Genomic DNA, 23,719 nt, shown 5'->3' on the forward strand with positions numbered 1-23,719 from the left:
GGGCGAAGATTCCTATGGAACCCCAGCGCTTCCAGCGGTTGTACAACGTCTTATATGGACCGTATTTCCGAGGCGCATCCCGCCAGCGCAAGCCATTACGGTTTACGAAAATGATGCCGCTCAACACGCGACGGTCATCAACGCGGGGTCTGCCGTGGCTCTTTGGAAAAAAGGGCCGCAGACGATCCATCTGTTCGTTCGTCAGCCAAAACAGATCGCTCATCTTCAGCCTCCTCGCAGAGCCTGAATCAGATTTTCGTAATCAAATCAATGGGGCCTGAGCCTATCGCGAGATTCGGCGGAGTTGTCTTGGTTGTCGTCCATAACAAATAGATGATCCGTCGGGACTGTGAAGGGCGCGACGTTATCCAGTTCTCCGTCCTGCGATATTTTGAGAATGTCATGATGGATATTCCCAGGCAGGATTTCTTCATAGCGTTCAACAGGCACCCAGACGCCTTTGTGGTTTTCCTCATGTGCGGCGCCCAGATCTTTCCAGGGCAATTCGGTTCTGTTCAGAAAGACATGCCCGTGGGCGAGCGCGATCCGGTCTCCAGAAAGGCCGATGACACGCTTGATCCATGTCTGATGCAAATTGGCGGGTGCCCGACAGAGTGCCTCATGGGGCTCACAGAGCCAGTTAAACCTGTGTCAGGTCCTGTCATGAAAAAAAGGGGCGTCCCGTCATGGGGCGCCCCTTTTTGTCGTTTCAGCGAAAGAGCGCCTTACAGTGCTTTTTCGAGCGTCGGGAGGACCTCGAACAGGTCACCTACGATGCCGTAATCGGCGACCTTGAAAATCGGCGCTTCCGGATCGGTGTTGATGGCCACGATGACGCGGCTGTCTTTCATGCCAGCCAGATGCTGGATCGCACCCGACAGGCCGACGGCGATGTAGAGTTCCGGCGCCACGATCTTGCCGGTCTGGCCGACCTGCATTTCGTTGGGAGCAAAACCGGAATCCACGGCCGCACGGGACGCGCCGATGGCGGCGTTCAGCTTGTTGGCGATGGGTTCGAGCAGCTTGAAGTTCGCAGCGTCCTTCAGGCCCTTGCCGCCGGAAATCACCACGCGAGCAGATTCCAGTTCCGGGCGATCGGATGCCGAAAGCTCGACCTTTACGAAAACAGACTTCCCGCTGGCCGGAGCTTCGATTGTCTCAACCGTGGCGGACCCACCTTCGGCAGCAACCGGATCGAAATTGGAGCCGCGGACCGTCAGCACCTTGATGCTGTCGGCGGAGCGGACGGTTGCCAGCGCGTTACCGGCATAGATGGGGCGGACGAACGTGTCGGCGTCCTTGATCTCGACCACATCGGGGATGGGCTGCACGTCCAGAAGGCCCGCCAGACGCGGCAGGATGTTCTTACCGGTGGCGGAGGCTGCGGCCACGATGTGGCTGTAGTCTTTCGCGCGGGCAGCCAGCAGGTCGGCGGCGGGCTCGGCCAGATCGTTGACCAGACCCGGCACGCTGAGGAGGCGCGTCACACCCGGCAGGGCGGCAGCGGCTTCCGCACCCGCGCCGAAAACGATGGCATCGACGGCACCGAAGCGCGAGGCAGCGGCAACAGCCGAACGGGAAGCCTGACGGACCGCGCCGTTTTCGACTTCAACCAGAACAAGAGCGGTCATCAGATCACCTTCGCTTCTGTCTTGAGCTTCTCGACCAGTTCGGCCGCGCTGTTTACCTTTACGCCTTCCTTGCGCTCCAGCGGTTCTGCCACGGAGACTACCGTCAGGCGCGACGCCGTATCGACGCCGAGGCTGTCGATTTCGACCGTTTCAAGCGGCTTCTTGCGCGCCTTCATAATGTTCGGCAGGGAGGCATAGCGCGGCTCGTTGAGGCGCAGATCCGCCGTCACCACCGCCGGGAGCGTGAGGGACACGACTTCCGTGCCGCCATCGATTTCGCGGGAGACTTCGATGCGTCCATCGGCAATCGTTACCGCGCTTGCGAATGTACCCTGCGGCCAGCCGAGCTTCGCGGCCAGGATCTGGCCCGTAGCATTCATGTCGTCGTCGATCGCCTGCTTGCCCATGCAGATCAGACCGGCTTCTTCGCGCGTGGCGATGGCCTTGAGCACGTTCGCTACAGCGCGGGGCTCAAGCGTGTCGTCCGTGCGGACGAGGATGGCGCGATCCGCACCCATCGCCATGGCCGTACGCAGCACATCCTGCGCAACCTGTGCGCCGACGGTCACGACCACGACTTCCTTGGCAGCACCCTTTTCACGAAGGCGCACTGCTTCTTCGACTGCGATTTCGTCGAACGGATTCATGGACATTTTCACGCCCTGCGTTTCGACACCGCTGCCATCGGCCGCTACACGTACCTTGACGTTGTAATCGACCACCCGTTTGACTGGGACCAGAACTTTCATCGTCATCTTTCGCTGCTGTCGCCGCCACAAAACGGGCGCCACCGTAGCGGGACTGACCGGAAAAGTCACATTCCGCTCTGGCCGTGCCCTTTTGCGGGAAGAAAATTACATCCCGACCGGATAGTTCGGACCGCCGCCACCTTCGGGCGTGCACCAGTCGATATTCTGTGTCGGGTCCTTGATGTCGCAGGTCTTGCAGTGCACGCAGTTCTGGGCGTTGATCCGGAGCTGCCAGGCGTTTTCGCCCGTCTGTTCCTGTTCATACACACCGGCCGGGCAGTAGCGGCTCTCCGGCGAATCGAACACGTCATGATTGACGGTGCGCCAGATGGCCTCGTTGCGGAGCTTGAGGTGAACCGGCTGGTTTTCCTCGTGGTTTGTTCCGCTCAGAAAGACCGAGCTGACGCGATCAAAGGTGATCTTCCCGTCCGGTTTGGGATACTCGATCTTTGTGCACAGCGAGGCCGGACGCAGCGTTTCGTTGTCAGCATGCGGATGATGCAGTGTCCAAGGCGCACGGCCGCGCAGAATCATGCTATCGATTCCGGCATAGATCGCGCCAAGCTTCATGCCCCACTTCGCGAAAGCCGGGCGAATGTTGCGGACGTCGCGCAGTTCGGACCACAGCCAGGACTGGCGAACGCGGGCCGTCATGCTGGCGGCTTCCTTTTTGTCCTTTTCCAGAGCCTCTGCCACGGCTTCAGCCGCGATCATGCCGGACTTCATGGCCGTATGCGTGCCCTTGATCTTGGGCACGTTCAGGAAGCCCGCGGAATCACCTGCCAGCACACCGCCCGGGAAGGTCAGGCGCGGGATGGACTGAAATCCACCTTCGGACAGGGCACGCGCGCCGTAAATCAGGCGCTTGCCGCCCTCGAAATGCTCCCGGAAGGCCGGATGCAGCTTTGTGCGCTGCATTTCCTCGAAGGGCGACAGATAGGTGTTGGCGTAATCGAGGCCGGTCACGAAGCCGAAGCTGACCAGATTTTCCCCGAAATGATACAACCAGGCGCCGCCATAGGTATGATCATCGAGCGGCCAGCCGAAACTGTGCTGCACGAGGCCCGGGCGATGCTTTTCTGCCGGGATTTCCCACACTTCCTTGACGCCGAGGCCATAGGTTTGCGGATCGACGCCCTTACGCAGGCCGAAACGCTTCATGGCGTGGCCCGTCAGGGAGCCGCGGGCGCCTTCGGTCAGGATGGTCTGCCTCGCGCGCAGGATCATGCCGAGCGTGAAGTTCGGCCCGTGTTCGCCGTTGCGTTCGATGCCCATATCGCCCGTAATCACACCGGCCACACGGTCATTCTCGATGAAGAGTTCCGCCCCCGAGAAACCCGGATAGATTTCTACGCCCAGAGCCTCGGCCTGCTCACCGAGCCAGCGGCAGACCTCACCAAGCGAGACGACGTAGTTCCCGTGATTGGCCATCTGCGGCATCACGCGGTCCAGATACGGAACGGCGAAGGAGCGCGTTTCGGTGAGGAACAGCATCCGCTCTTCCGTCACCTGCGTCCGCAGGGGGGCGTCCAGATCGCGCCAGTTCGGCAGAAGCTCGTCGAGCGTGCGCGGCTCGATGACGGCGCCCGAGACGATATGGGCGCCGATCTCGCTGCCCTTTTCGATCAGGCAGACGCCTGCATCCGGCATTAGCTGTTTCAGGCGGATCGCGGCGGACAGACCGGCGGGACCGCCACCGACCACCACGACATCGAATTCCATTTCTTCGCGTTCGATTTGGGTCATGATGTCAGGAAACTCGCTGAATAACTACTGGGCCAGAGGGGCTTGGCATGGGTTTCAGGGGCGGCGCGTGAAGGTCCAGTAGAATGGCACGCGTCCCTCGCGGAAGGCCTTGGCCTCATAGCGTGTGGGCGACCAGCCTTCGGGACGTTCCTTGGCCGGGGGCGGCGCATCGAACAGATCCTGCTTGCTCATCACGTCCATGACCCACTCCTGATAGACGGGATGGTCACTGGCGACGCGCCAGATTGCGCCGGGTTTCAGAACGCGGTGCATCTGCTTGATGTTTTCCGGATGCACAAAGCGGCGCTTGGCGTGCCGGGCCTTGGGCCACGGGTCTGGGAACATTAGATACGCCCGGTCCAGACATGCGTCAGGCATGTCCTTGAGCAGCAGGCGGGCATCTTCGGCCCAGATACGGAAATGGGGAGGCGGCGTGGCCGAGTCTTCCTCACCTTCGGGGACGAGCCGCGAAAGCAGGGAGCACAGGCCATTCTCGAAGACCTCGGAGGCGATATAACCGACATCCGGGTTCAGTTCGGACTGGCCGATGGCATGTTCGCCGCCGCCAAAACCGATTTCGAGAAAAACGCGCGAAACCGCATCGGAGAATCCCGCAGCGGGATTCTCCGGTGAGGTGAAGGAAAGCCGGGGCAGCGCCTTCTCGAGAAGATGCTGCTGCCGTGCCCGGAGCGGATGGCCGCGTTGACGGCCGTAAAGCCGCTCCGGCTGGGGTTTGAGAGACTCGACCAGGGTTTTTCTGCCAGATTACCGGTTCAGGGCGCCACGCAGCGTGGTGACCAGATCGGTCTGCTCCCAGGTGAAGTTGTCCAGAACCGGATCCGGCGCACGACCGAAATGGCCGTAAGCGGAAGTCGGAACATAGATCGGGCGGTTCAGGCGCAGATGCTTGCGGATGCCGCGCGGGGACAGGTCCACAACCTCGTTGAGGATCGCACCCAGACGGGCTTCGTCCACATCCTTGCCCGTACCGTCGAGGTCAACATAGACCGAGAGCGGCTTGGACACGCCGATGGCGTAGCTGAGCTGGATCGTGCAGCGGTCGGCAAGGCCTGCGGCTACGACGTTCTTGGCAAGATAACGTGCGGCATAGGCTGCCGAACGGTCCACCTTCGTGGGGTCTTTGCCGGAGAATGCGCCACCACCATGCGGAGCTGCGCCACCATAGGTGTCGACGATGATCTTGCGGCCCGTCAGGCCGGCGTCGCCGTCCGGCCCACCGATGACGAAGTTGCCGGTCGGGTTCACATAGAACTCGTCTTCCGGGCAGTTCCAGCCTTCGGGAAGGATGCCGTTGACCACGTCGCGCAGGGTTTCGCGGATCGTGTTCTGGCTCATGCCTTCGACATGCTGCGTGGAGATCACGACAGACGTGACGCCAACGGGCTTGCCGTCGACATAACGCAGCGTGACCTGGCTCTTGGCATCCGGCAGAAGGCCGACGCCGCGGGCGTCGCCGCTCTTGCGGTAGTCGCGGATGCGCTCGAGGATCGTCTGCGCATAAAACAGCGGCGCAGGCATCAGGTGTTCGGTCTCGCGCGTGGCGTAGCCGAACATGATGCCCTGATCGCCAGCACCTTCGTCCTTGTCACCGGCACTGTCGACGCCCTGAGCGATGTCGGCGGACTGTGCGTGCAGGTAAGATGTGATGTCGGCTTTCTTCCAGGAGAAACCTTCTTGGTCGTAGCCGATGTCCTTGATGGCTTCACGGGCGCGGTCGATCAGCGTGTCCTCGACCTCTTTGGGGCCGCGGACTTCACCGGCCAGGACGACGCGGTTGGTGGTGACCAGCGTCTCACAGGCAACACGCGCTTCCGGATCGGCCTGCAGATAGGCGTCCAGAACGGTATCGGAAATGCGGTCCGCCACCTTGTCGGGATGGCCTTCGGAAACGGACTCGGATGTGAAAAGGAAATCGCCGTGATTGCGCACTCAGGGACCTCGCAGGGAATGAGTGGTGAGAAGGGCCACAGTGTGCCTTGGCAGGCGGTCTGTGGCATTCAGGGAGGGGACGGCTTGGCGGAATTGGGCGCAAGGGTCAAGGGGCCGTGTGAGGTCTGAACGCGGTTTTCTGCGGAAAAGTCCCGAAAATTAGCCTGAAATTACAAAAAAGAGAGCGCAGGCCCCCGTTTCATTTTTCAACGACACCGTTCATGCTGAGTTTATAGCTCCGTAACCGGCATGGCCTGTCAGGGGCACGGTTGTGGGCAAACAGGGAATTTGAGGCATTCGCAATGTCGAATCAGTTTAGCGGTAAAGTTTGTCTGGTCACCGGCGCAGGTGGCAATATCGGTCTTGCGACCGCCCTCCGTCTGGCCGGGGAAGGGACGGCCATTGCTCTGCTGGACATGAACCGCGAAGCTTTGGAAAAGGCAGAAGCCGCCGTCCGGGAAAAGGGAGTCGAAGCCCGCTCCTATATCTGTGACGTTACGTCCGAAAACGCCGTGACCGGGACTGTGGACACCGTGGTCCGGGACTTTGGCAGAATCGATTTCCTGTTCAACAATGCTGGTTATCAGGGCGCATTCGCGCCTGTGCAGGATTACCCGTCCGAAGATTTTGCGCGTGTGCTGACGATCAATGTCACCGGCGCATTTCACGTCCTCAAGGCTGTCGTGCGGCACATGATCGCGCAGAATTACGGTCGTGTGGTGAACACCGCCAGCATGGCGGGCGTGAAGGGGCCGCCGAACATGGCCGCTTATGGCGCGTCCAAGGGGGCCATCATCGCCCTGACCGAAACGGCGGCGCTGGATCTTGCGCCCTACAATATCCGCGTGAACGCCATCAGCCCCGGCTACATGGGCCCCGGCTTCATGTGGGAGCGTCAGGTCGAGCTTCAGGCCAAGGTGGGAAGCCAGTATTTCTCCACCGACCCCAAAATCGTCGCCGAGCAGATGATCGGCAGCGTGCCGATGCGTCGCTATGGCGATATCAACGAAATCCCTGGTGTGGTGGCGTTTCTGCTGGGGGATGATTCCAGCTTTATGACGGGTGTGAATCTGCCGATCGCTGGTGGTTGATCGGGGGAGTCCGGGCTCTGCCCGGGCCCGGCAGGGATCTTGATCCCTGCACCCTGTTTGAGGTTCAGGGTTTGAGCGCGTCTGCCATTGTGTAGAGGCCTGCGGGGCGTCCGGCGAGCCATTTTGCGGCGAGCAGGGCGCCTCTAGCGAAGACCCTGCGGTCCAGTGCGCGGTGGGACAGGGTGATCTGTTCGTCCGCCGCCATCAGGACAAGGTCATGTTCGCCCACGATCTGCCCGCCGCGCAGGGACGCGAATCCGATCGCCCCGTCCGGGCGCAGACCGTTCTGGTCGGTCCGGGCCACGTCTTCGAGCGCGACTCTACGCCCCTCCGCCACGGCCTTTCCGATCGCCAGTGCCGTGCCGGATGGCGCGTCCAGCTTCTGACGATGATGAACCTCGAGAATTTCTGCATCATAATCAGGCAGTCCTGCGCCAAGCTGCCGAGCCAGTTCCAGAAACAGCGTTAGTGCAGGTGAGAAATTGGCGGCCTGAAGGACGGGAATATGCTGCGCTGCCGCGTTCACGGCATCCAGCGCGCCCTGATCGAGGCCGGTCGTTCCCAGAACCCACGCGCATCCGGCCTGCGCAAAGGCTGTCGCGTGGGCCGGGACCGTCGAAGCATGACTGACATCGATCACTACATCACAGCTTTTCGCGAGCGTGGCCGGGTCGGTCGTGATGTTGCGCGAGGCATCTGCTGTGCGAGACAGGCCGCCTGCGAGGGCGTTTCCGGCTTCCTCGGCGCAAAAGGTGCCAAGTCGGCCCGTGATGCCGGCAATACCAATACGGGGGGCGAAAATCTGGGTCATAATGTGGGCCTTGCGTGCGAAAAGATCAGAGATCGGCGTCAAGCCGGGCGTCAAAGCGGGCGCGAGCCGCCTCGATCTCGGGACGGTTCGACAGCGCCCACTGACCGAAGGCCTCCGTCAGAGTCCAGAGCGATTCCCCGAGTGTCGTGAGTTCATAGTCCACGCGCGGGGGAGTCGTCGGAGTGACGGTCCGCAGGACGAGGCCGTCACGTTCCAGATTGCGCAGGGTGAGCGTCAGCATGCGTTGCGAAATCCCGTCGATCGCACGGCGTAGTTCGCTGAAACGGTGCGGCCCGCGTCCGAGCGATTTGACGATCAGGATACTCCACTTGTCCGTTGTGCGCGCAAGGATGGAGCGGATAACGGCACAGGCATCCTCGTTCTGCGAGCAGTCCAGAGGTGCCGTATTCGGCCCTGCGGACGGCTTGAGGGGAGAAACGGTGTCACTGACGCGAACATCCATGTGCCTATGGCTCCGGAATGTGCCTTCTTGCGGCGGGGTTCAAAGGTTCTTTATCTGGTGCTGGTTACGATCAGGAACCGGAAAGATCAAAATGAAACTTCTTCACATCGATTCCAGCATTCTCGGTGACAGCTCCGCCAGCCGTCAGGTCAGTGCCGCTGCTGTCGCCCAGTTCCGCAAGAAAAACCCGTCCGTCGAGGTCATCTCCCTCGATCTCGCCAGCGATCCGCTGCCGCATCTTGATGTTGAAGCTCTGTCATGGCTCGGCAAGGAGCTGACGCCGGATGTGTCGGGCCGCCCCGAACTGCTCGCCGGCGCAAAGGCACTGAATGATTTCAAGGCGGCAGACATCGTCGTCATTGGCGTGCCGATGTACAATCTGTCGATTCCCAGCCAGCTCAAATCCTGGATCGACCGTATCATGGTCGCGGGCCAGACTTTCCGCTACGGCGCAAACGGGATCGAAGGTCTCGCCCAGGGCAAGAAGGTCGTGCTCGCCGTAGCCCGTGGTGGTCTCTATGGCGAAGGTTCGCCCGCAGCCTCCTTCGAGCATCAACTCAGCTACCTGAAGTCTGTCTTCACTATGATCGGCATTACGGACATCACCGTGCTTGAAGCCGAAGGTCTTGCCACCAATGGTGGTGCTGACCGTGCTCGCATCCTGTCGGACGCGGAACAGAAGGCCAGCGCGCTTTAAAGTCAGTCCGTTACCCCGGTATCCGGTCCAAACGTCTCGTAACGCAGGCGATTGGACGGAACTCCGGCGCCCGGCAGGCCCTGCACCATGTCGCGCATGAAGCCTGTCGGCCCGCACAGATAGGCCGAGACGCCATTCGGCAGCTGCTCTGCGACCCAGGCGGCAGTCGGGTGTCCGTTTTCCGAAGTCAGGCGCGTCACGACCTGAATGCGCCCTGCCGTGTTGTGAGACAGTTCCGCCAGACGCGCCATGAAGGGCGCGGTTTCGGAGGAATGGGCAATCTGTACGACATGAACAGGCGTCGTGACGTCAGGTCCGGCCAATGTTTCCAGCATTCCGATCATGGGTGTGATGCCGATCCCGGCGCAGATGAAGCCCAGCGGTCCCTCGATTTTTTCCTGTAGGACGAAATTACCCGCAGGCGGTGAAAGCAGAAGCTCCGTGCCGACACAGGCGGTGCTGTTCAGCCAGCCTGAGACAATTCCGTTCGGCACATGACGCACGCTGATGCGATAGCCTGCACGGTTGGGGCTGGAGGTAATGCTGTAATTGCGGCGTGTTCGGCCATGGCCCGGAATGTCCAGATCAACACCCAGATACTGACCCGGAACAGCGCTGATGAGCGGCTTGCCGTCCACAGGTTCCAGTTCGAGTGACATGACATTCACACATTCCGGCACGGCACGGGCAATGCGGAACGGACGCCAGCCCGTCCAACCGCCTTCCGCATGGGTGCTGCTGTCGTAAAGCTGATGTTCACGGCCGATCAGGATATCTGCGAGCGCCCAGTAGGCCTTCCCCCAGGCGTCAAGGATTTCCGGCGTTGCGGCATCCCCCAGAACAGCCGAAATCGCGCCGAGCAGGGCCGTGGCGACATGCGGGTAATGCTCCGGCTGGATTTCGAGGCTGGCATGTTTCTGCGCGATCCGTTCGACCGCCCCGCCCATCACGCCCAGATTGTCGATGTTCTTCGCATAGGCCAGCACGGCCATGGCGAGCGCCCGGGGCTGCGTGCCTGTGGACTGGTGCGTGGGGTCGAACATTTCCGCAATCGCGGGATCGGCCAGCAGGCGGCGGTACATTTCGGACGTGATGGACACGCCATGGGCTTCGAGTGCCGGGATGGTCGCCTTGATGATGGCGATGGTCTCAGGCGTGAGGCTGCGGTCGGCGGAAGTGGACATGAGCGGTCCCCTTAAAGGTGCATTTGAAATACATCTTTAAAAACGTGACCTGTGCCTGTCAATCTGGCAGAGGAGTCGCCATGCGCCTGACACTGCACACCGATTACGCCCTGCGCGTGCTGATCCATCTTGGCGTTCACACGTCACGACGCGTCTCCATCCGCGAGATCGCGCAGGCTTACTGTATTTCCGAAAACCATCTGGTGAAGGTCGTGCACCGTCTGGGGCAGGGCGGCTTCGTCACGACCGTCCGCGGGCGCGGCGGCGGGCTGGAACTCGCCCGCCCGGCTGCGGAGATCAATGTGGGCGCGGTCGTCCGCTTCACCGAAGACGACATGGCGCTGGTGGACTGCGAAGGCCGCAGCAGTACGGATGGACGACCCTGCGTTCTCTCTCCGGTCTGCGTATTGCGTGGTGTGCTGGGTGATGCGCTGGGCGCGTTTCTGGCGGTGCTGGACGGTTATACGCTGGCCGATCTGCTGACGGGGCGTGAGGCGGCCCTTCTGGGTCTGATTGCGCCCGTCGACGACTAAGACAGAAAATTGGGAATTTCCGGAATGTGAGTGGACCTTCTGTGCTCTCGTGCGTCATGTCGTGTGAACGTAAGACTGCATAGATCCGAGGAGCCTCTCATGAGCCAGCAGAATTTCCGCAGCATCCTGACGGGATCGTTCTCGACGCCGTGCGACGACAATCCGACCGTCGCCATGATCGAGGCGGCCTACCAACATCACGATATCGATGCGCGCTATATCAACTGTGACGTCAAGGCCGAGGCTCTGAAAGACGCTGTGGCAGGCGCGCGAGCCATGGAATGGGTCGGGTTCAACTGTTCCCTGCCGCACAAGGTCAAGGTGCTCGAGTATCTCGACGAAGTGGCCGAATCTGCCCGGATCATCGGGGCTGTGAACTGCGTCTCTATTCGCGACGGTCGTCTGATCGGAGACAATACGGACGGCAAGGGCTTTCTGGCTTCTCTCAAAGAGGTCACGGACCCGTCCGGCAAGAAGGTTCTACTTCTGGGGGCGGGTGGGGCCGCGCGCGCTATCGCCGTGGAACTGGGGCTGGCCTCCGCTGCCCATATCACCGTCATGAACCGCGATCCGAAGAAAGCCGAAACCATCGCCGCCCTCGTTAGGGACAACACGTCGGCCAAGGCGGATGTTCAGGCCTGGGACGGTGATGCCAGCGTGCCGGAAGACGTGGACATCCTGATCAATGCGACCTCGATCGGTCTGGGCGATTCCGAAACCATGCCGCCTTTGAAAATCGAGACCCTACGCAAAGATATGATCGTTGCTGATGTGATCCCGAACCCGCCCAGAACGCGTCTACTGCGCGAGGCGGAAGGCAAGGGCTGCACCGTGCTGGATGGGCTTGGCATGCTGGTCAATCAGGGTGTGATCTGCGTGGAGCATTGGCTGGGCAAAACGCTGGATGCCGGGGTGATGGAAAAGACCCTGAAGGATATTTTTGACGCTGCCTGATATGGAAAACTGACATAGAAAAACCCCGCTGCCTTCGGAGAGGGCAGCGGGGTTTTTCGTGAGCCTGATAAAGATCAGCGGCCGTCGAAGAAATCGCGGACCTTGGCGAAGAAGCCACTGTTTTCCGGACTGCCCTTGGCGTGGTCGTCCCCGGCTTCCTTCTCGAATTCTTCAAGAAGTTCGCGCTGGCGCTTCGTCAGATGGCTCGGCGTCTCGACTGAGACTTGAATATACATGTCCCCACGGGCCGAGGAGCGCAGGACCGAGAAACCTTTGCCGCGCAGACGGAACGTCTCGCCCGTTTGGGTTCCGGCGGGGATGCGGACCTTGCTGCGCCCACCATCTACAACGGGTACTTCTACTTCCGTGCCCAGAGCCGCCTGGGTCATGCGCAGCGGAACGCGGCAGTAAATGTTCGAGCCGTCGCGCTGGAAAATATCATGCGACAGGACGGAGACGTGAACATACAGATCGCCCGGCTGAACGCCTTCGCCACCAGCTTCGCCCTTGCCCGTCATGCGGATGCGGGTGCCATCCTCGACGCCGGCCGGGATGTCGATGCTGATGGTCTCGGTCTTCGCCTGCGTTCCCGTACCGTGACAGACCTTGCACGGGTTGGCGACGGTCCGCCCTGAACCATGACAGGTCGGGCAGGGACGCTCGACGAGGAAAAAGCCCTGCTGCGCACGAACTTTGCCCGCACCATGACAGGTCGGGCAGGTGCTGCTGCCAGCCTTCGGATCTGCCGAACCCGAACCGTGACAGGATTCGCAGGCCACGCGGGTGCGGACTTCGACATCCTTCTTCACGCCCGTGAAGGCTTCCATCAACGTGATTTCGACCTGAACCTGGACATCCGCCCCGGTCCGGCGTCCACCACCCCGACGACCGCCCATCATGTCTCCGAACATCTGGTCGAAGATGTCTCCCAGACCGCCCGCACCGGCAAAACCACCGCCGAAGCCGCCACCCATTCCGCCCATGCCACCTTCGAAGGCATCATGGCCGTACTGGTCATAGGCGGCACGTTTTTGCGCGTCCTTCAGGACGTCATAGGCTTCGTTGATTTCTTTGAACTTCTGCTCGGCAGCGTCATCACCCGGATTGCGGTCGGGATGGTAGCGCATGGCCTGCTTGCGGAAGGCTTTTTTCAGCTCGTCTGGCGAGGCCGTGCGGGAGACTTCAAGGGATTCGTAATAGTCGATTTTGATGGCCATGTTCGGTCCTTAGGGGGCGTTCCGGAAGGCGGTCCCTGTTATGGGCCGGAAAAACAAGAATGGCGCCCACCCCCTTGCGGGAACGGGCGCCCTCGGAAAACAGGGCCGGACGGAGCATCGCGCTCCATCCGGGAAAGTCACCCGATCAGTTCTTCTTGTGGTCGTCTTCGAGGTCTTCGAAGTCGGCGTCGACGACGTTGTCGTCCTTCTTCTCGGCTTCCGGAGCAGCACCTTCAGCACCCTGACCGGCTTGATAGACAGCCTGACCAACCTTCATGGCAGCCTGCGTCAGCTTCTCGCTGGCAGCCTTCAGGGCGTCGAGGTTTTCGCCACCCAGAGCTTCGCGGGCCTCAGCGATGGCGGCTTCAGCTTCGGACTTGTCAGCCGCCGGAACCTTGTCGCCACCTTCGGTGATGGACTTCTCGGTCTGGTGGATGAGGCTTTCCGTGCTGTTGCGCAGCTCAACCAGTTCACGCTTGGCCTTGTCGGCGGTCGCATTGGCTTCCGCGTCCTTGACCATGCGATCGATGTCGGAGTCAGACAGACCGCCAGAGGCCTGGATCTTGATCTGCTGTTCCTTGTTCGTGGCCTTGTCCTTGGCAGACACGTTCACGATGCCGTTGGCGTCGATGTCGAAGGTCACTTCGATCTGCGGCACGCCACGCGGCGCCGGAGCAATGCCCTGAAGGTCGAAGTTGCCCAGCAGCTTGTTGTCAGCCGCCATCTCACGCTCGCCCTGATAGACCTTGATGGTCACGGCGTTCTGGTTGTCTTCGGCCGTGGAGAAGGTCTGGCTCTTCTTGGTAGGAATCGTCGTGTTACGGTCGATCAGACGGGTGAACACGCCACCCAGCGTCTCGATACCCAGCGACAGCGGCGTCACGTCGAGGAGCAGGACGTCCTTGACGTCACCCTTCAGGACAGCGCCCTGAACGGCGGCACCGATGGCGACCACTTCGTCAGGATTGACGTTGCGGGCCGGCTCCTTACCGAAAAATTCCTTAACCGTCTCGATGACCTTCGGCATACGGGTCATGCCGCCAACGAGGATGACTTCGTCGATCTCGTTCGGGGAGACGGACGCATCCTTGATGGCTGCACGGCACGGGCCGAGCGTACGCTGCACCAGATCATCGACCAGGCTCTCCAGCTTGGCGCGGGACAGCTTGACGACGAGATGCTTCGGACCCGAAGCGTCCGCCGTGATGAACGGCAGGTTGATCTCGGTCTCCTTGGAGGAGGACAGCTCGATCTTGGCCTTCTCGGCAGCTTCCTTCAGGCGCTGCAGGGCGAGCTTGTCACCACGCAGGTCGATGCCCTGGTCCTTCTTGAACTCGTCGGCCAGGAACCCGATGATGCGGTTGTCGAAGTCTTCACCACCCAGGAACGTATCACCGTTTGTGGACTTCACTTCGATCACGCCGTCGGAGATCTCGAGGATGGAGACGTCGAACGTACCACCACCAAGGTCATACACGGCCACCGTGCCGGAATCGCGCTTGCCAAGGCCATAGGCGAGGGCTGCTGCGGTCGGCTCGTTGATGATACGCAGGACTTCGAGGCCAGCGATTTTGCCGGCGTCACGGGTGGCCTGACGCTGGGCGTCGTTAAAGTAAGCCGGAACCGTGATGACAGCCTGGGAGACGGTCTCGCCGAGATAGCTTTCAGCGGTTTCCTTCATCTTGCCCAGAACATAGGCAGCGATCTGCGACGGAGCATACTTCTCGCCCCGTGCTTCAACCCATGCGTCGCCGTTATCGCCACGAACGATGCCGTACGGCACCATTTCCTTGTCCTTCTGGACGGTCGGATCATCGTAACGACGGCCGATCAGGCGCTTGACGGCATAAAGCGTGTTGGCGGGGTTGGTGACAGCCTGACGCTTCGCGGCCTGTCCGACGAGACGCTCACCGTTGTCGGTGAAAGCGACCATGGACGGCGTCGTACGGGCGCCTTCGCTGTTTTCGATGACCTTGGTTTCGTCACCCTCGCGTACGGCGACGCAGGAGTTCGTCGTACCAAGGTCAATACCAATGACTTTGCTCATGTAAATTCAGTCCTCTCAGCGGTCCGGTCCGGCCCTGTGAGGCACCGGATCGAACCCTATTGACGTATCCAGACCCTCACGGGCCTGTGTTCCGACTACTGATCTAGGCAAGGCTGGAAAGCGTTTCAAGCACTTGGACGACACATTTCGTCGAGAATGTTCGCTTCACGCCCGTCTGAAGGGAAGATGGCTGTTTTAGATATGGTCATCCGCCTCTAGTAAGGTTGGGCCTTCCGCTTTATCTGCCAATGGGACAGTCTTCAGACAGCCATGCCGAATCATCCTTACTTTCGTGCCACGCTGATGGCTGCCTTGGCCGTTTTCTCCGCAACCGGTCTCTCTGCATGTGGGCCGATGGGGCCCGGGAAACTGCGGAACGATCAGCTTGAATACTCCCGTGCGCTGGGCGATACCCAGAAGCACGAGATGTTGTTGAACATCGTTCGGCTGCGTTATGCCGATCCGCCGACGTTCCTTGATACGACGCAGGTGATTGCGGGCTACAGCGTTTCCAAGAGCATCAGCGGCGGCTTTTATGCCTATCCGGCGACGGCGGTCGGGAATTACTTGTTCGGTACGGGAACCATGTCCCTGGGTGAGAGCCCGACTTTCACCTATCAGCCGGTGACGGGGCAGCAATATGCTGAGAACGTGGTCCGGCCGATCTCGCCGACGGTCATTATGCCGCTCAGCCTTGGTGGTCTGCCGATCGACACGCTGCTGCGCCTGACAGCACAGTCCATTGATGGACTTTCCAACGTCCGCGGGCTTGGCGCAGGGCCATCTGGGGGTGGCTCGGTCCGTTTCTATCTGCTTTTGCATGACCTGCGGCAGCTTCAGATCCAGGGGGCCATGACCATCCGGATCACGAGCGAGGCTCCGCCCTCGCCGGACAGCAAGAAAAACGGCGGCAAGTCCGACAGCAATGGCAGCGGGGGCAGTAGTACGGGCACCGAGCGCTCCTATCTGGTCCTGACCTCGACATCTGATAGTAACCTTCTGGCGATCCAGGCCGAGGTGCGCCGTCTGCTACATCTCGACCCGGGAGCCGAGGAGGCGGAAATCGTTTACGGTCCTTATCCCAAACATCCGGGACAGATCGCTATTCTCACGCGCTCGATGCTCGCAATGCTGACGCAGCTCGCCTACGAGGTCGAGGTGCCGGAAGACGACATCAAGAGCGGCCGTACACCTCCCACGATCGGGCAGGTCGGGATCGAAAACCGTCCGGAAGTCGTGATCCATTCGAGCCGGGAAGAGCCGGATTCCCGCTATGCCGCGGTCAGTTACAATAATACCTGGTTCTGGATTAGCGATCGTGATTTCCAGAGCAAACTGGCCTTTACGATGGTGCAGGTTCTTGCGGCCCTCGCGGCGACAAACCATACGGCAGGGGCGGTTGTAACAATCCCGGCCGGGTAATAAATATAACGTGTATTTGAATTCATTGAAATGGAACCATATAATTACACGGTTTTGTTAGAATTATATTCAAAATATTGAAAAAGAACCGTAGCTTTCATGAAAGTCTGGACTTACCGTCCAGACTTTCAGCTCTGGAGGCTTTCACCTATGCCAAATACTTATGGCAACAGAACCCTGACCGAGTGGCTCACGCTGCTCCTGGGGGGTGTCATTATTCTGGTGGGGCTGTACTTCGTGATCGCAGGGGGCGACCTCGCGATGCTGGGCGGCTCTGTCTATTACGTTATCTGTGGTATTCTGCTGGTGGCTGGCGGTGTTTTCATGGTCATGGGGCGGGCGCTGGGCGCTTACCTGTATCTGGGCGCACTGGCCTACACCTGGGTCTGGTCCTTGTGGGAAGTGGGCTTCAGCCCCGTTGACCTTCTCCCGCGCGCTTTCGGCCCAACGCTGCTGGGTATCCTTGTCGCCTTCACCATTCCTGTTCTTCGCCGGATGGAAACCCGCCGTACCCTGAGGGGAGCCGTCTGATGCGCAGATCCCATCTTCTCGCTACCGTTGCCTGTGCCACGCTGGCCTGTGCACCGCTGGCCGCCAACGCCCAGTTCGCTCCCGCAGGCAGCGGTGGTTCGCCCACCTCCTCCGTGCCGGACCCCAGCAGCGATAATTCCTTCGAGCCGACCGAGAACACGCCAGCCGCGAAGAGCCGCTTTGCCGGTCCGTCCCCCTATGCGCCCCAGGCACCGGGTGTGAACGCGGCCAACCTGCCGGATATCGGGTCCATGGATCCGAACGATGTTCCTCAGATGGCCCCGCAGCAGAGCGCCAGCCCTGCCTCGGGAGACTGGGCCGCCTACGGCCATGACGACAGCCAGATGCGCTACTCGCCGCTGTCAGAGATCACGCCGCAGAACGCCGATCAGCTCAAGGTTGCCTTTGTCTATCATACCGGCAGCTATCCGCGGCCGGGCCAGACGAACAAATGGGCTGCCGAAACCACGCCGATCAAGGTGGGTGACGGCCTCTATATGTGTTCGGCCCAGAATGACATCATGAAGCTCGACCCGACAACGGGTAAAGAAATCTGGCGTCACAACATCCACGAGCGATATGAGGCGATTCCCTATACCGCTGCGTGCAAAGGCGTGACGTACTTCACGTCTTCGCAGGTGCCGGAGGGTCAGCCGTGCCACAACCGTATTCTCGAAAGTACGCTCGACATGCGTCTGATCGAGGTCGATGCTGCGACTGGCAATCTCTGCCCGACTTTCGGTCATGACGGTCAGGTGAACCTGATGCAGGGCATGGGCGAATCTGTTCCCGGCTTCGTCTCCATGACAACTCCTCCACCAATCGTGAATGGCGTCGCGGTGGTCAACCATGAGGTTCTCGACGGCCAACGTCGCTGGGCCCCGTCAGGTGTGATCCGCGGGTACGATGCCGAGACCGGAAAATTCCTGTGGGCATGGGACGTGAACCGCCCCAACGACCACAGTCAGCCAACCGGCAACAACCACTACAGCCGCGGTACGCCGAACTCCTGGGCTGCAATGACCGGCGACAATGCGCTGGGCCTCGTCTATGTCCCGACCGGCAACTCGGCTTCGGATTATTACAGTGCTCTGCGTAGCCCTGAAGAAAACAAGGTGTCCTCGGCGGTCGTCGCCCTTGACGTCAAGACGGGGTCTCCGCGCTGGGTCTTCCAGACCGCCCACAAGGATGTCTGGGACTACGATATCGGTTCGCAGGCTACGCTGATGGATATGCCAGGCCCTGACGGACAGACCGTTCCGGCGCTCATCATGCCGACGAAGCGCGGACAGACCTTCGTGCTCGACCGTCGTGACGGTAAGCCAATCCTGCCGGTGGAAGAGCGCCCCGCTCCGTCACCCGGTGTGATTCCAGGTGATCCGCGCTCTCCGACGCAGCCCTGGTCCACCGGAATGCCTGCCCTTCGGGTCCCGGATCTGAAGGAGAAGGACATGTGGGGCATGTCCCCCATCGACCAGCTTTTCTGCCGCATCAAGTTTCGCCGGGCCAATTACGTGGGCGAGTTCACGCCTCCGAGCGTCGACAAACCCTGGATCGAATATCCCGGCTATAACGGCGGCAGTGACTGGGGCTCCATGTCCTACGATCCCAATAGCGGCATCCTGATCGCGAACTGGAACATCACCCCGATGTACGACCAGCTCGTGACCCGCAAGAAGGCTGACCAGTTGGGCCTGATGCCGATCGATGACCCGAACTACAAGCCGGGTGGCGGTGGTGCCGAAGGTAATGGCGCGATGGACGGTACGCCTTATGGCATCGTTGTGACTCCGTTCTGGGATCAGTACACGGGCATGATGTGCAACCGTCCGCCCTACGGTATGATCACGGCCATCGATATGAAGCATGGTCAGAAGGTGCTGTGGCAGCATCCGCTCGGAACGGCCCGTGCCAATGGTCCATGGGGTCTGCCGACGGGTCTGCCTTGGGAAATCGGGACACCGAACAATGGTGGTTCGGTCGTGACGGCTGGCGGTCTGGTGTTCATCGGTGCGGCTACGGATAATCAGATCCGTGCCATCGATGAGCATACCGGCAAGGTGGTTTGGAGTGCGGTCCTGCCGGGCGGCGGTCAGGCCAACCCGATGACCTACGAGGCCAATGGTCATCAGTACGTCGCCATCATGGCAGGTGGTCACCACTTCATGATGACGCCAGTCAGCGATCAGCTGGTGGTTTACGCACTGCCTGATCACAAGGGCTGAGAACGCGGGGGCTGAGGCCTCCGGATGATGCGAAGGGGTGGTTTTCGTGCCAGAAATGGCACGGAGGCCACCCCTTTGTCGTTTCCGGGGCTTTTTTTCCATTTTCCGGGTGGGAAGCACCTCCAGACCCGGCTACAGGCTGTTTTCGTCCACAAATATTTTCCCGGAACAGGCCCCGCAGAACCGTCATGACCGATCGCTCCCCCGTCATCCTTCAGGTTCTTCCGGCGCTGGGCACCGGCGGTCTGGAGCGCGGGGCTGTCGAGATTGCCGCAGCAATCACCCAAGGGGGTGGCACGGCGTTGGTCGCCTCGCGTCCCGGCCGGCTTCTGGTGCAGCTTCGTCACGCCGGTGCGCGGCATATCGAGCTTGATTTGAAGACGAAATCCCCTTTCGCTGTGCTGCGTCGGGCGCGGGATCTTCAGGCGATCATTCGTAGTGAGGGCGTGGATCTTGTGCATGCCCGATCGCGGATTCCGGCCTGGGCCGCGTGGATCGCCTGTCGGCGCGAAAACATCCCGCTCGTAACGACATGGCATGGCGTGCATGAGGCGAAATGGCGGGCCAAGAAGTTCTATAATTCCATACTGGCGCGCGGAGTTCGGGTCATTGCGATTTCGGAGTTCATCGCTCGGCGCCTGCGCAGCGAATACGCCGTACCGGAGAGTCGTCTGCGCGTCATTCCGCGCGGTGCAGACCTGCGGGAGTTTACGCCTGGTACTGTATCCGGCGAACGCGTGCAGAAACTGGCTGAAATCTGGCGCGTGCCTGTCGAGGCAAGGATTATCCTCATGCCCGCACGGCTGACGGCATGGAAAGGGCAGGGTGTTCTGGTCGAGGCACTGGGACTCCTGCGCCTGCGGGTGGACGCAGGCTGGATCTGCGTTCTGGCTGGTCCGGAAAATGATCGGAAGTTCTCTCGCAGGCTGCAACAGCGCGTGCGGGAACTTGGCCTTGAGGAGCATGTCCGATTCGCCGGAACCTGCACCGACATGCCGGCTGCCTGTGAGCTGGCGAGCGTTGTCGTGGCGCCCTCGCTCCGGCCTGAGCCGTTTGGACGTACTTTGGTAGAAGCGCAGATGATGGGTTGTCCCGTAATCGGCACGGCACAGGGGGCCATGATGGAGACGATCCTGCCTGGTGTGACAGGTCTGGTCGTGCCCCCGGATGATCCTCAGGCCCTGGCAGATGCGTTGAAACGTATTCTGGAAACAGACGATGGCGCGTTGGACTGGCTGGCGGAAAAAGCCCGGGCCCATGCTATCGCCAATTATACGACGACGTTGATGCAAGCCCGCACGCTGGGTGTGTATGACGAACTTCTGGGCACCCGTCTGCGGGAGACATTTGAGGAATACAGCCATGACCAGTAAGGACGAAAAACCGTCAGGGCAGATCACCCATGACCGCGCCGCGGCCGCAAAGGAAGAGCGGGAAAGCCGGGAGGCCAAGGCACTCCGGGCCAATCTGATGCGGCGCAAACAGCAGCAGCGTGCGCGGCCGCAGGATGATGCTGTCTCTCCCCCCGATGATCGCTAAACGTCTGTGAAGCGAAACTTTCCTCTCCCTTCGCCGCAGGAACTGGCGCTGACGGGCGTGACGGTTCTGTGGGGCGGGACGTTTCTCGTGCTGCATATTGCCATGCAGCAGTGTGGGCCGCGCTTTTTCGTCTTTGTCCGTTTCATGATGGCGGCGGTGTTCGTCGGGTTGCTGGCCGGGCGGAAACTTTTGGATTTTAACTGGCGGGAAATGCGGGCGGGTGGGCTGATCGGCGTGGCGTTGGCTACCGGTTACGTGTTGCAGAGCGCTGGTCTGCATGACATCACCAGCAGCCGTTCCGCTTTTATTACGGCATTGTACGTGCCGCTGGTGCCGATCTTTCAGTGGGTATTTCTGCGCAAGGCCCCGCATCTGATGAGCTGGCTTGGGATTGGGCTGGCATTCGCAGGGCTGGTCTGTCTGGCAGGGCCGGCGGCGCTGTCACTCTCCTTCGGGCGCGGGGATATTTTGACGCTGTTCGCGGCGATTGCGATTGCGATTGAGATCGTGCTGATCAGTCTTTATGCGCGGGGTGTGGATAGCTTGCGTGTAACGGTCATGCAGCTTTTTGCCGGCAGTCTGTTCGCGGGGTTGATGGTCCCCGTTTCGGGGGAGGCGCTCCCGGCTTTTTCCTGGGTCTGGATTGCCTGCGCGCTGGCTCTGGGTGGTCTGAGCGCTCTGGTGCAGGTTGTGATGAACTGGGCGCAGAAATCCGTCTCCCCCACAAAGGCTGCCGTGATCTATGCTGGAGAGCCGGTCTGGGGTGGGCTCGTAGGCTGGTTGGCGGGTGATCATTTGCCTCCTGCGACCCTTCTGGGTGCCGCACTGATCGTAGGTGGCGTTCTGACTAGCGAACTGCGTCCGCAGTGGCTGGAGGTCCTGTTGGGACGTGTGCCACAAACGCTCACGAAAAATGACTGAGCCGACACATTGCGTGATAGCCCATCGCTCGCTAGAGCAGATGGGTTAGACTTACGGCGATTTTAGTCGTCCCTGCCCAGGAGTGCCTTCATGCCCATCATGCCCGACACATGGATTCGCCAGATGGCCCGTGAAAAAGGCATGATCGAACCGTTCGTAGAGGCCCAGAAGCGCGAAGGCGTCATTTCCTACGGTCTGTCGTCTTACGGTTATGACGCACGTGTGGCATCGGACTTCAAGATCTTCACCGACGTAGACAGTGCCATCGTCGATCCAAAGAATTTCGCGTCCAACAGTTTCGTGACCCGCACGGGCGACATCACCATCCCACCCAACAGCTTCGCACTGGCGCATACGGTCGAGTATTTCCGTATCCCGCGTGACACGCTGGTGGTGTGCCTAGGCAAGTCCACCTATGCGCGCTGTGGCATCATCGTAAATGTCACGCCGCTTGAGCCGGAATGGGAAGGTCAGGTCACGATCGAGATCAGCAACACCACACCGCTACCTGCGCGAATTTACGCGAACGAGGGCATCTGCCAGTTCCTGTTTTTCCAGGGTGCCAGCCCCTGTGAGGTCAGTTATGCCGACCGTGCTGGAAAATACATGCGCCAGTCCGGCGTCACTACGCCTCGCCTCTAAAGCCCAGTTCTCAAGGATCGCACCATGGACCGTTTCATCATTCGCGGTGGCCGCCGCCTGACAGGCGAAATTGAGATCGGCGGGGCCAAGAACTCCGGCCTCAAGCTCATGGTCGCGGGCTTGCTGACGTCCGAGCGGCTGGTGCTGTCCAATGTGCCGGGCATCGCGGATATCCAGACGATGCGCGACCTGCTGCTGGGGCTGGGTATCGCGGTCGAGGAAGCCGGGCCGCGCACGCTGTCCATTGGCGGTGAGATCGGGTCCGTCGAAGCGCCGTATGATATCGTCTCCAAGATGCGTGCCTCCATTCTGGTGCTGGGGCCGCTTCTGGCGCGGGCGCGGGAAGCGAAAGTTTCGCTGCCGGGCGGCTGCGCCATTGGTACGCGTCCGGTGGACATGCATCTCAAGGGGCTTGAGACGCTGGGGGCCGTGATCCGTCTGGAGAACGGCTATATCAATGCGACCGCACCGGACGGATTGAAGGGCGACCGCATCATTCTGCCGTTCGCCAGTGTGGGCGCGACCGAGAACCTGCTGATGGCCGCGACGCTGGCGAAGGGGCGCACCCATATCGTCAACGCCGCGCGTGAGCCTGAAATCAGCGATCTGGTGCACTGCCTTAACGCCATGGGCGCACAGATCACGGGTGAAGGTTCGGGCACGCTGGTCATTGACGGTGTGGAGAAGCTGCACGGCGCGCATTATGCCGTCATGCCGGACCGCATCGAGTGCGGCACCTATGCCTGCGCGGCCGGTATCACGGGCGGAGACCTGCTGCTGGTGGGCGGACGGGCCGATGATCTGGGTGCCGTGATCCGCACGCTTGAGGAAACGGGCGTCGAGGTCGTTGAAGAGGCGCGTGGTCTGCGGGTCCGTCGCAGCGGCACACTTCAGGGCGTGGATATTATGACCGAGCCGTATCCCGGTTTCCCAACGGATATGCAGGCGCAGTTCATGGCGATGCTGTCCGTGGCGGAAGGGGCGTCCATGATTACCGAGACGATTTTCGAGAACCGCTTCATGCATGTTCCCGAACTCAACCGGATGGGCGCGCGCGTGAACGTGCATGGCCGCTCGGCCATCATCCGTGGCGTGTCGAAGCTGTCGGGTGCGCCCGTCATGGCGACCGATCTGCGGGCGTCCTTCTCGCTGATTCTCGCGGGTCTGGCAGCGGAAGGCGAGACGCAGCTCAGCCGCATCTATCATCTGGACCGGGGCTATGAAGGCGTGGACCGCAAGCTTGCAGCCTGCGGTGCCGATATCGCCCGCGTCTCGGACTGACAGGTCTGAAAGTTTTTGGGTTCCGCCTTTTTTCAAAAAGGCGGAGGTCTTTGAAGCTTTTTGAAAAAAGCTTCACCAAAAACTT

At 60.7% G+C, this 23,719-nt stretch carries 23 protein-coding genes and 1 pseudogene; 12 read left to right on the plus strand and 12 right to left on the minus strand.

Annotated elements, in window-relative coordinates; translation table 11 throughout:
* From GSP01_RS10725 to metK, 7 genes and pseudogenes are all read right to left on the minus strand, one after another.
* Positions 1 to 223 (minus strand): transposase (locus GSP01_RS10725; RefSeq protein WP_141353422.1); only part of this gene is annotated, 223 nt, incomplete at its 3' end.
* Positions 224 to 267: 44 nt separating this feature from the next.
* Positions 268 to 597, minus strand: a pseudogene (gene lepB / locus GSP01_RS10730) (signal peptidase I); the annotation flags it as partial.
* A gap of 128 nt (positions 598 to 725) precedes the next feature.
* A complete protein-coding gene (locus GSP01_RS10735) occupies positions 726 to 1,631 on the minus strand; it encodes an FAD-binding protein (protein WP_141353426.1) in 906 nt (301 codons plus the stop codon).
* Complete coding sequence (locus GSP01_RS10740) at positions 1,631 to 2,380, minus strand: electron transfer flavoprotein subunit beta/FixA family protein (RefSeq protein ID WP_141353478.1); 750 nt, start codon at positions 2,378 to 2,380, stop codon at positions 1,631 to 1,633. Before GSP01_RS10740 ends, GSP01_RS10735 begins: the two co-directional genes overlap by 1 nt.
* Before the next feature lie 105 nt (positions 2,381 to 2,485).
* Positions 2,486 to 4,126 carry an electron transfer flavoprotein-ubiquinone oxidoreductase gene (locus tag GSP01_RS10745; RefSeq protein WP_141353428.1) on the minus strand — a complete coding sequence of 547 codons (1,641 nt, stop codon included), beginning with the start codon at positions 4,124 to 4,126 and terminating at the stop codon, positions 2,486 to 2,488.
* A gap of 54 nt (positions 4,127 to 4,180) precedes the next feature.
* Positions 4,181 to 4,876 carry a tRNA (guanine(46)-N(7))-methyltransferase TrmB gene (trmB, locus tag GSP01_RS10750; RefSeq protein ID WP_141353430.1) on the minus strand — a complete coding sequence of 232 codons (696 nt, stop codon included), beginning with the start codon at positions 4,874 to 4,876 and terminating at the stop codon, positions 4,181 to 4,183.
* A 15-nt stretch (positions 4,877 to 4,891) separates the two neighbouring features.
* A complete protein-coding gene (metK, locus tag GSP01_RS10755; RefSeq protein ID WP_141353431.1) occupies positions 4,892 to 6,076 on the minus strand; it encodes a methionine adenosyltransferase in 1,185 nt (394 codons plus the stop codon).
* A 302-nt stretch (positions 6,077 to 6,378) separates the two neighbouring features.
* Here metK and GSP01_RS10760 point away from each other — a divergent pair, with 302 nt between their 5' ends.
* Complete coding sequence (locus GSP01_RS10760; protein ID WP_141353433.1) at positions 6,379 to 7,167, plus strand: SDR family NAD(P)-dependent oxidoreductase; 789 nt, start codon at positions 6,379 to 6,381, stop codon at positions 7,165 to 7,167.
* A gap of 64 nt (positions 7,168 to 7,231) precedes the next feature.
* Here the strand turns inward: GSP01_RS10760 and dapB are convergent, their stop codons facing one another.
* A complete protein-coding gene (dapB, locus tag GSP01_RS10765; RefSeq protein ID WP_141353435.1) occupies positions 7,232 to 7,978 on the minus strand; it encodes a 4-hydroxy-tetrahydrodipicolinate reductase in 747 nt (248 codons plus the stop codon).
* 25 nt (positions 7,979 to 8,003) lie between these two features.
* Complete coding sequence (locus tag GSP01_RS10770) at positions 8,004 to 8,441, minus strand: winged helix-turn-helix transcriptional regulator (protein ID WP_228123904.1); 438 nt, start codon at positions 8,439 to 8,441, stop codon at positions 8,004 to 8,006.
* A gap of 91 nt (positions 8,442 to 8,532) precedes the next feature.
* Between GSP01_RS10770 and GSP01_RS10775 the strand changes: the two genes are divergently transcribed.
* Positions 8,533 to 9,138 carry an FMN-dependent NADH-azoreductase gene (locus tag GSP01_RS10775; RefSeq protein WP_141353437.1) on the plus strand — a complete coding sequence of 202 codons (606 nt, stop codon included), beginning with the start codon at positions 8,533 to 8,535 and terminating at the stop codon, positions 9,136 to 9,138.
* 2 nt (positions 9,139 to 9,140) lie between these two features.
* On the opposite strand, the gene GSP01_RS10780 is transcribed toward GSP01_RS10775, so the two are convergent.
* Positions 9,141 to 10,322: a globin domain-containing protein gene (locus GSP01_RS10780; RefSeq protein WP_141353438.1), complete on the minus strand. Its 1,182-nt coding sequence runs from the start codon at positions 10,320 to 10,322 to the stop codon at positions 9,141 to 9,143.
* Between the two features lie 80 nt (positions 10,323 to 10,402).
* Between GSP01_RS10780 and GSP01_RS10785 the strand changes: the two genes are divergently transcribed.
* Both GSP01_RS10785 and aroE read left to right on the plus strand, forming a co-directional pair.
* Positions 10,403 to 10,855 carry an RrF2 family transcriptional regulator gene (locus GSP01_RS10785; protein ID WP_141353440.1) on the plus strand — a complete coding sequence of 151 codons (453 nt, stop codon included), beginning with the start codon at positions 10,403 to 10,405 and terminating at the stop codon, positions 10,853 to 10,855.
* Between the two features lie 99 nt (positions 10,856 to 10,954).
* A complete protein-coding gene (aroE, locus tag GSP01_RS10790; RefSeq protein WP_141353442.1) occupies positions 10,955 to 11,809 on the plus strand; it encodes a shikimate dehydrogenase in 855 nt (284 codons plus the stop codon).
* A 74-nt stretch (positions 11,810 to 11,883) separates the two neighbouring features.
* Here aroE and dnaJ read toward each other — a convergent pair whose 3' ends face one another.
* Positions 11,884 to 13,026, minus strand: coding sequence for a molecular chaperone DnaJ (gene dnaJ / locus GSP01_RS10795; protein WP_141353444.1), 1,143 nt, complete (start codon positions 13,024 to 13,026; stop codon positions 11,884 to 11,886).
* Positions 13,027 to 13,171: 145 nt separating this feature from the next.
* Positions 13,172 to 15,073: a molecular chaperone DnaK gene (gene dnaK, locus GSP01_RS10800; protein WP_141353446.1), complete on the minus strand. Its 1,902-nt coding sequence runs from the start codon at positions 15,071 to 15,073 to the stop codon at positions 13,172 to 13,174.
* Between the two features lie 270 nt (positions 15,074 to 15,343).
* Between dnaK and GSP01_RS10805 the strand changes: the two genes are divergently transcribed.
* From GSP01_RS10805 to murA, 8 genes are all read left to right on the plus strand, one after another.
* Positions 15,344 to 16,495 carry a hypothetical protein gene (locus GSP01_RS10805; RefSeq protein ID WP_174787591.1) on the plus strand — a complete coding sequence of 384 codons (1,152 nt, stop codon included), beginning with the start codon at positions 15,344 to 15,346 and terminating at the stop codon, positions 16,493 to 16,495.
* Between the two features lie 150 nt (positions 16,496 to 16,645).
* Positions 16,646 to 17,026, plus strand: coding sequence for a glycerol dehydrogenase (locus tag GSP01_RS10810; protein ID WP_141353448.1), 381 nt, complete (start codon positions 16,646 to 16,648; stop codon positions 17,024 to 17,026).
* Entirely contained in the window at positions 17,026 to 19,251 is a 2,226-nt protein-coding gene (locus GSP01_RS10815; RefSeq protein WP_141353450.1) for a pyrroloquinoline quinone-dependent dehydrogenase, read from the plus strand. Before GSP01_RS10810 ends, GSP01_RS10815 begins: the two co-directional genes overlap by 1 nt.
* A 188-nt stretch (positions 19,252 to 19,439) precedes the next feature.
* On the plus strand, positions 19,440 to 20,624 hold the full coding sequence (locus GSP01_RS10820; protein WP_141353452.1) for a glycosyltransferase family 4 protein: 1,185 nt from the start codon (positions 19,440 to 19,442) through the stop codon (positions 20,622 to 20,624).
* Positions 20,614 to 20,790, plus strand: coding sequence for a hypothetical protein (locus GSP01_RS14755; protein WP_167495531.1), 177 nt, complete (start codon positions 20,614 to 20,616; stop codon positions 20,788 to 20,790). The genes GSP01_RS10820 and GSP01_RS14755 overlap by 11 nt, the downstream gene beginning before the upstream one ends.
* A gap of 6 nt (positions 20,791 to 20,796) precedes the next feature.
* Positions 20,797 to 21,711, plus strand: coding sequence for a DMT family transporter (locus GSP01_RS10825; protein ID WP_141353454.1), 915 nt, complete (start codon positions 20,797 to 20,799; stop codon positions 21,709 to 21,711).
* Between the two features lie 90 nt (positions 21,712 to 21,801).
* Positions 21,802 to 22,353, plus strand: coding sequence for a dCTP deaminase (dcd, locus tag GSP01_RS10830; protein ID WP_141353456.1), 552 nt, complete (start codon positions 21,802 to 21,804; stop codon positions 22,351 to 22,353).
* A gap of 24 nt (positions 22,354 to 22,377) precedes the next feature.
* Positions 22,378 to 23,634, plus strand: a complete 1,257-nt coding sequence (gene murA / locus GSP01_RS10835) for a UDP-N-acetylglucosamine 1-carboxyvinyltransferase (protein WP_099285776.1) — start codon at positions 22,378 to 22,380, stop codon at positions 23,632 to 23,634.
* Positions 23,635 to 23,719 lie beyond the last annotated feature (85 nt).

Source organism: Gluconobacter sphaericus NBRC 12467 (genome assembly GCF_006539125.1).
In the GTDB taxonomy this organism is placed as follows: domain Bacteria; phylum Pseudomonadota; class Alphaproteobacteria; order Acetobacterales; family Acetobacteraceae; genus Gluconobacter; species Gluconobacter sphaericus.

Bases quoted from the DNA above. Each gene is read 5' to 3' on its own strand.
- GSP01_RS10810 (WP_141353448.1), top strand. From the start codon at position 16,646: ATGCCAAATACTTATGGCAACAGAACCCTGACCGAGTGGCTCACGCTG.
- GSP01_RS10785 (WP_141353440.1), top strand. From the start codon at position 10,403: ATGCGCCTGACACTGCACACCGATTACGCCCTGCGCGTGCTGATCCAT.
- GSP01_RS10770 (WP_228123904.1), bottom strand. From the start codon at position 8,441: ATGGATGTTCGCGTCAGTGACACCGTTTCTCCCCTCAAGCCGTCCGCA.
- aroE (WP_141353442.1), top strand. From the start codon at position 10,955: ATGAGCCAGCAGAATTTCCGCAGCATCCTGACGGGATCGTTCTCGACG.
- dcd (WP_141353456.1), top strand. From the start codon at position 21,802: ATGCCCATCATGCCCGACACATGGATTCGCCAGATGGCCCGTGAAAAA.
- GSP01_RS14755 (WP_167495531.1), top strand. From the start codon at position 20,614: ATGACCAGTAAGGACGAAAAACCGTCAGGGCAGATCACCCATGACCGC.
- GSP01_RS10805 (WP_174787591.1), top strand. From the start codon at position 15,344: ATGCCGAATCATCCTTACTTTCGTGCCACGCTGATGGCTGCCTTGGCC.
- dnaJ (WP_141353444.1), bottom strand. From the start codon at position 13,026: ATGGCCATCAAAATCGACTATTACGAATCCCTTGAAGTCTCCCGCACG.
- GSP01_RS10815 (WP_141353450.1), top strand. From the start codon at position 17,026: ATGCGCAGATCCCATCTTCTCGCTACCGTTGCCTGTGCCACGCTGGCC.
- GSP01_RS10780 (WP_141353438.1), bottom strand. From the start codon at position 10,322: ATGTCCACTTCCGCCGACCGCAGCCTCACGCCTGAGACCATCGCCATC.
- GSP01_RS10775 (WP_141353437.1), top strand. From the start codon at position 8,533: ATGAAACTTCTTCACATCGATTCCAGCATTCTCGGTGACAGCTCCGCC.
- dnaK (WP_141353446.1), bottom strand. From the start codon at position 15,073: ATGAGCAAAGTCATTGGTATTGACCTTGGTACGACGAACTCCTGCGTC.
- murA (WP_099285776.1), top strand. From the start codon at position 22,378: ATGGACCGTTTCATCATTCGCGGTGGCCGCCGCCTGACAGGCGAAATT.
- GSP01_RS10760 (WP_141353433.1), top strand. From the start codon at position 6,379: ATGTCGAATCAGTTTAGCGGTAAAGTTTGTCTGGTCACCGGCGCAGGT.
- GSP01_RS10820 (WP_141353452.1), top strand. From the start codon at position 19,440: ATGACCGATCGCTCCCCCGTCATCCTTCAGGTTCTTCCGGCGCTGGGC.
- GSP01_RS10735 (WP_141353426.1), bottom strand. From the start codon at position 1,631: ATGACCGCTCTTGTTCTGGTTGAAGTCGAAAACGGCGCGGTCCGTCAG.
- GSP01_RS10745 (WP_141353428.1), bottom strand. From the start codon at position 4,126: ATGACCCAAATCGAACGCGAAGAAATGGAATTCGATGTCGTGGTGGTC.
- GSP01_RS10740 (WP_141353478.1), bottom strand. From the start codon at position 2,380: ATGAAAGTTCTGGTCCCAGTCAAACGGGTGGTCGATTACAACGTCAAG.
- dapB (WP_141353435.1), bottom strand. From the start codon at position 7,978: ATGACCCAGATTTTCGCCCCCCGTATTGGTATTGCCGGCATCACGGGC.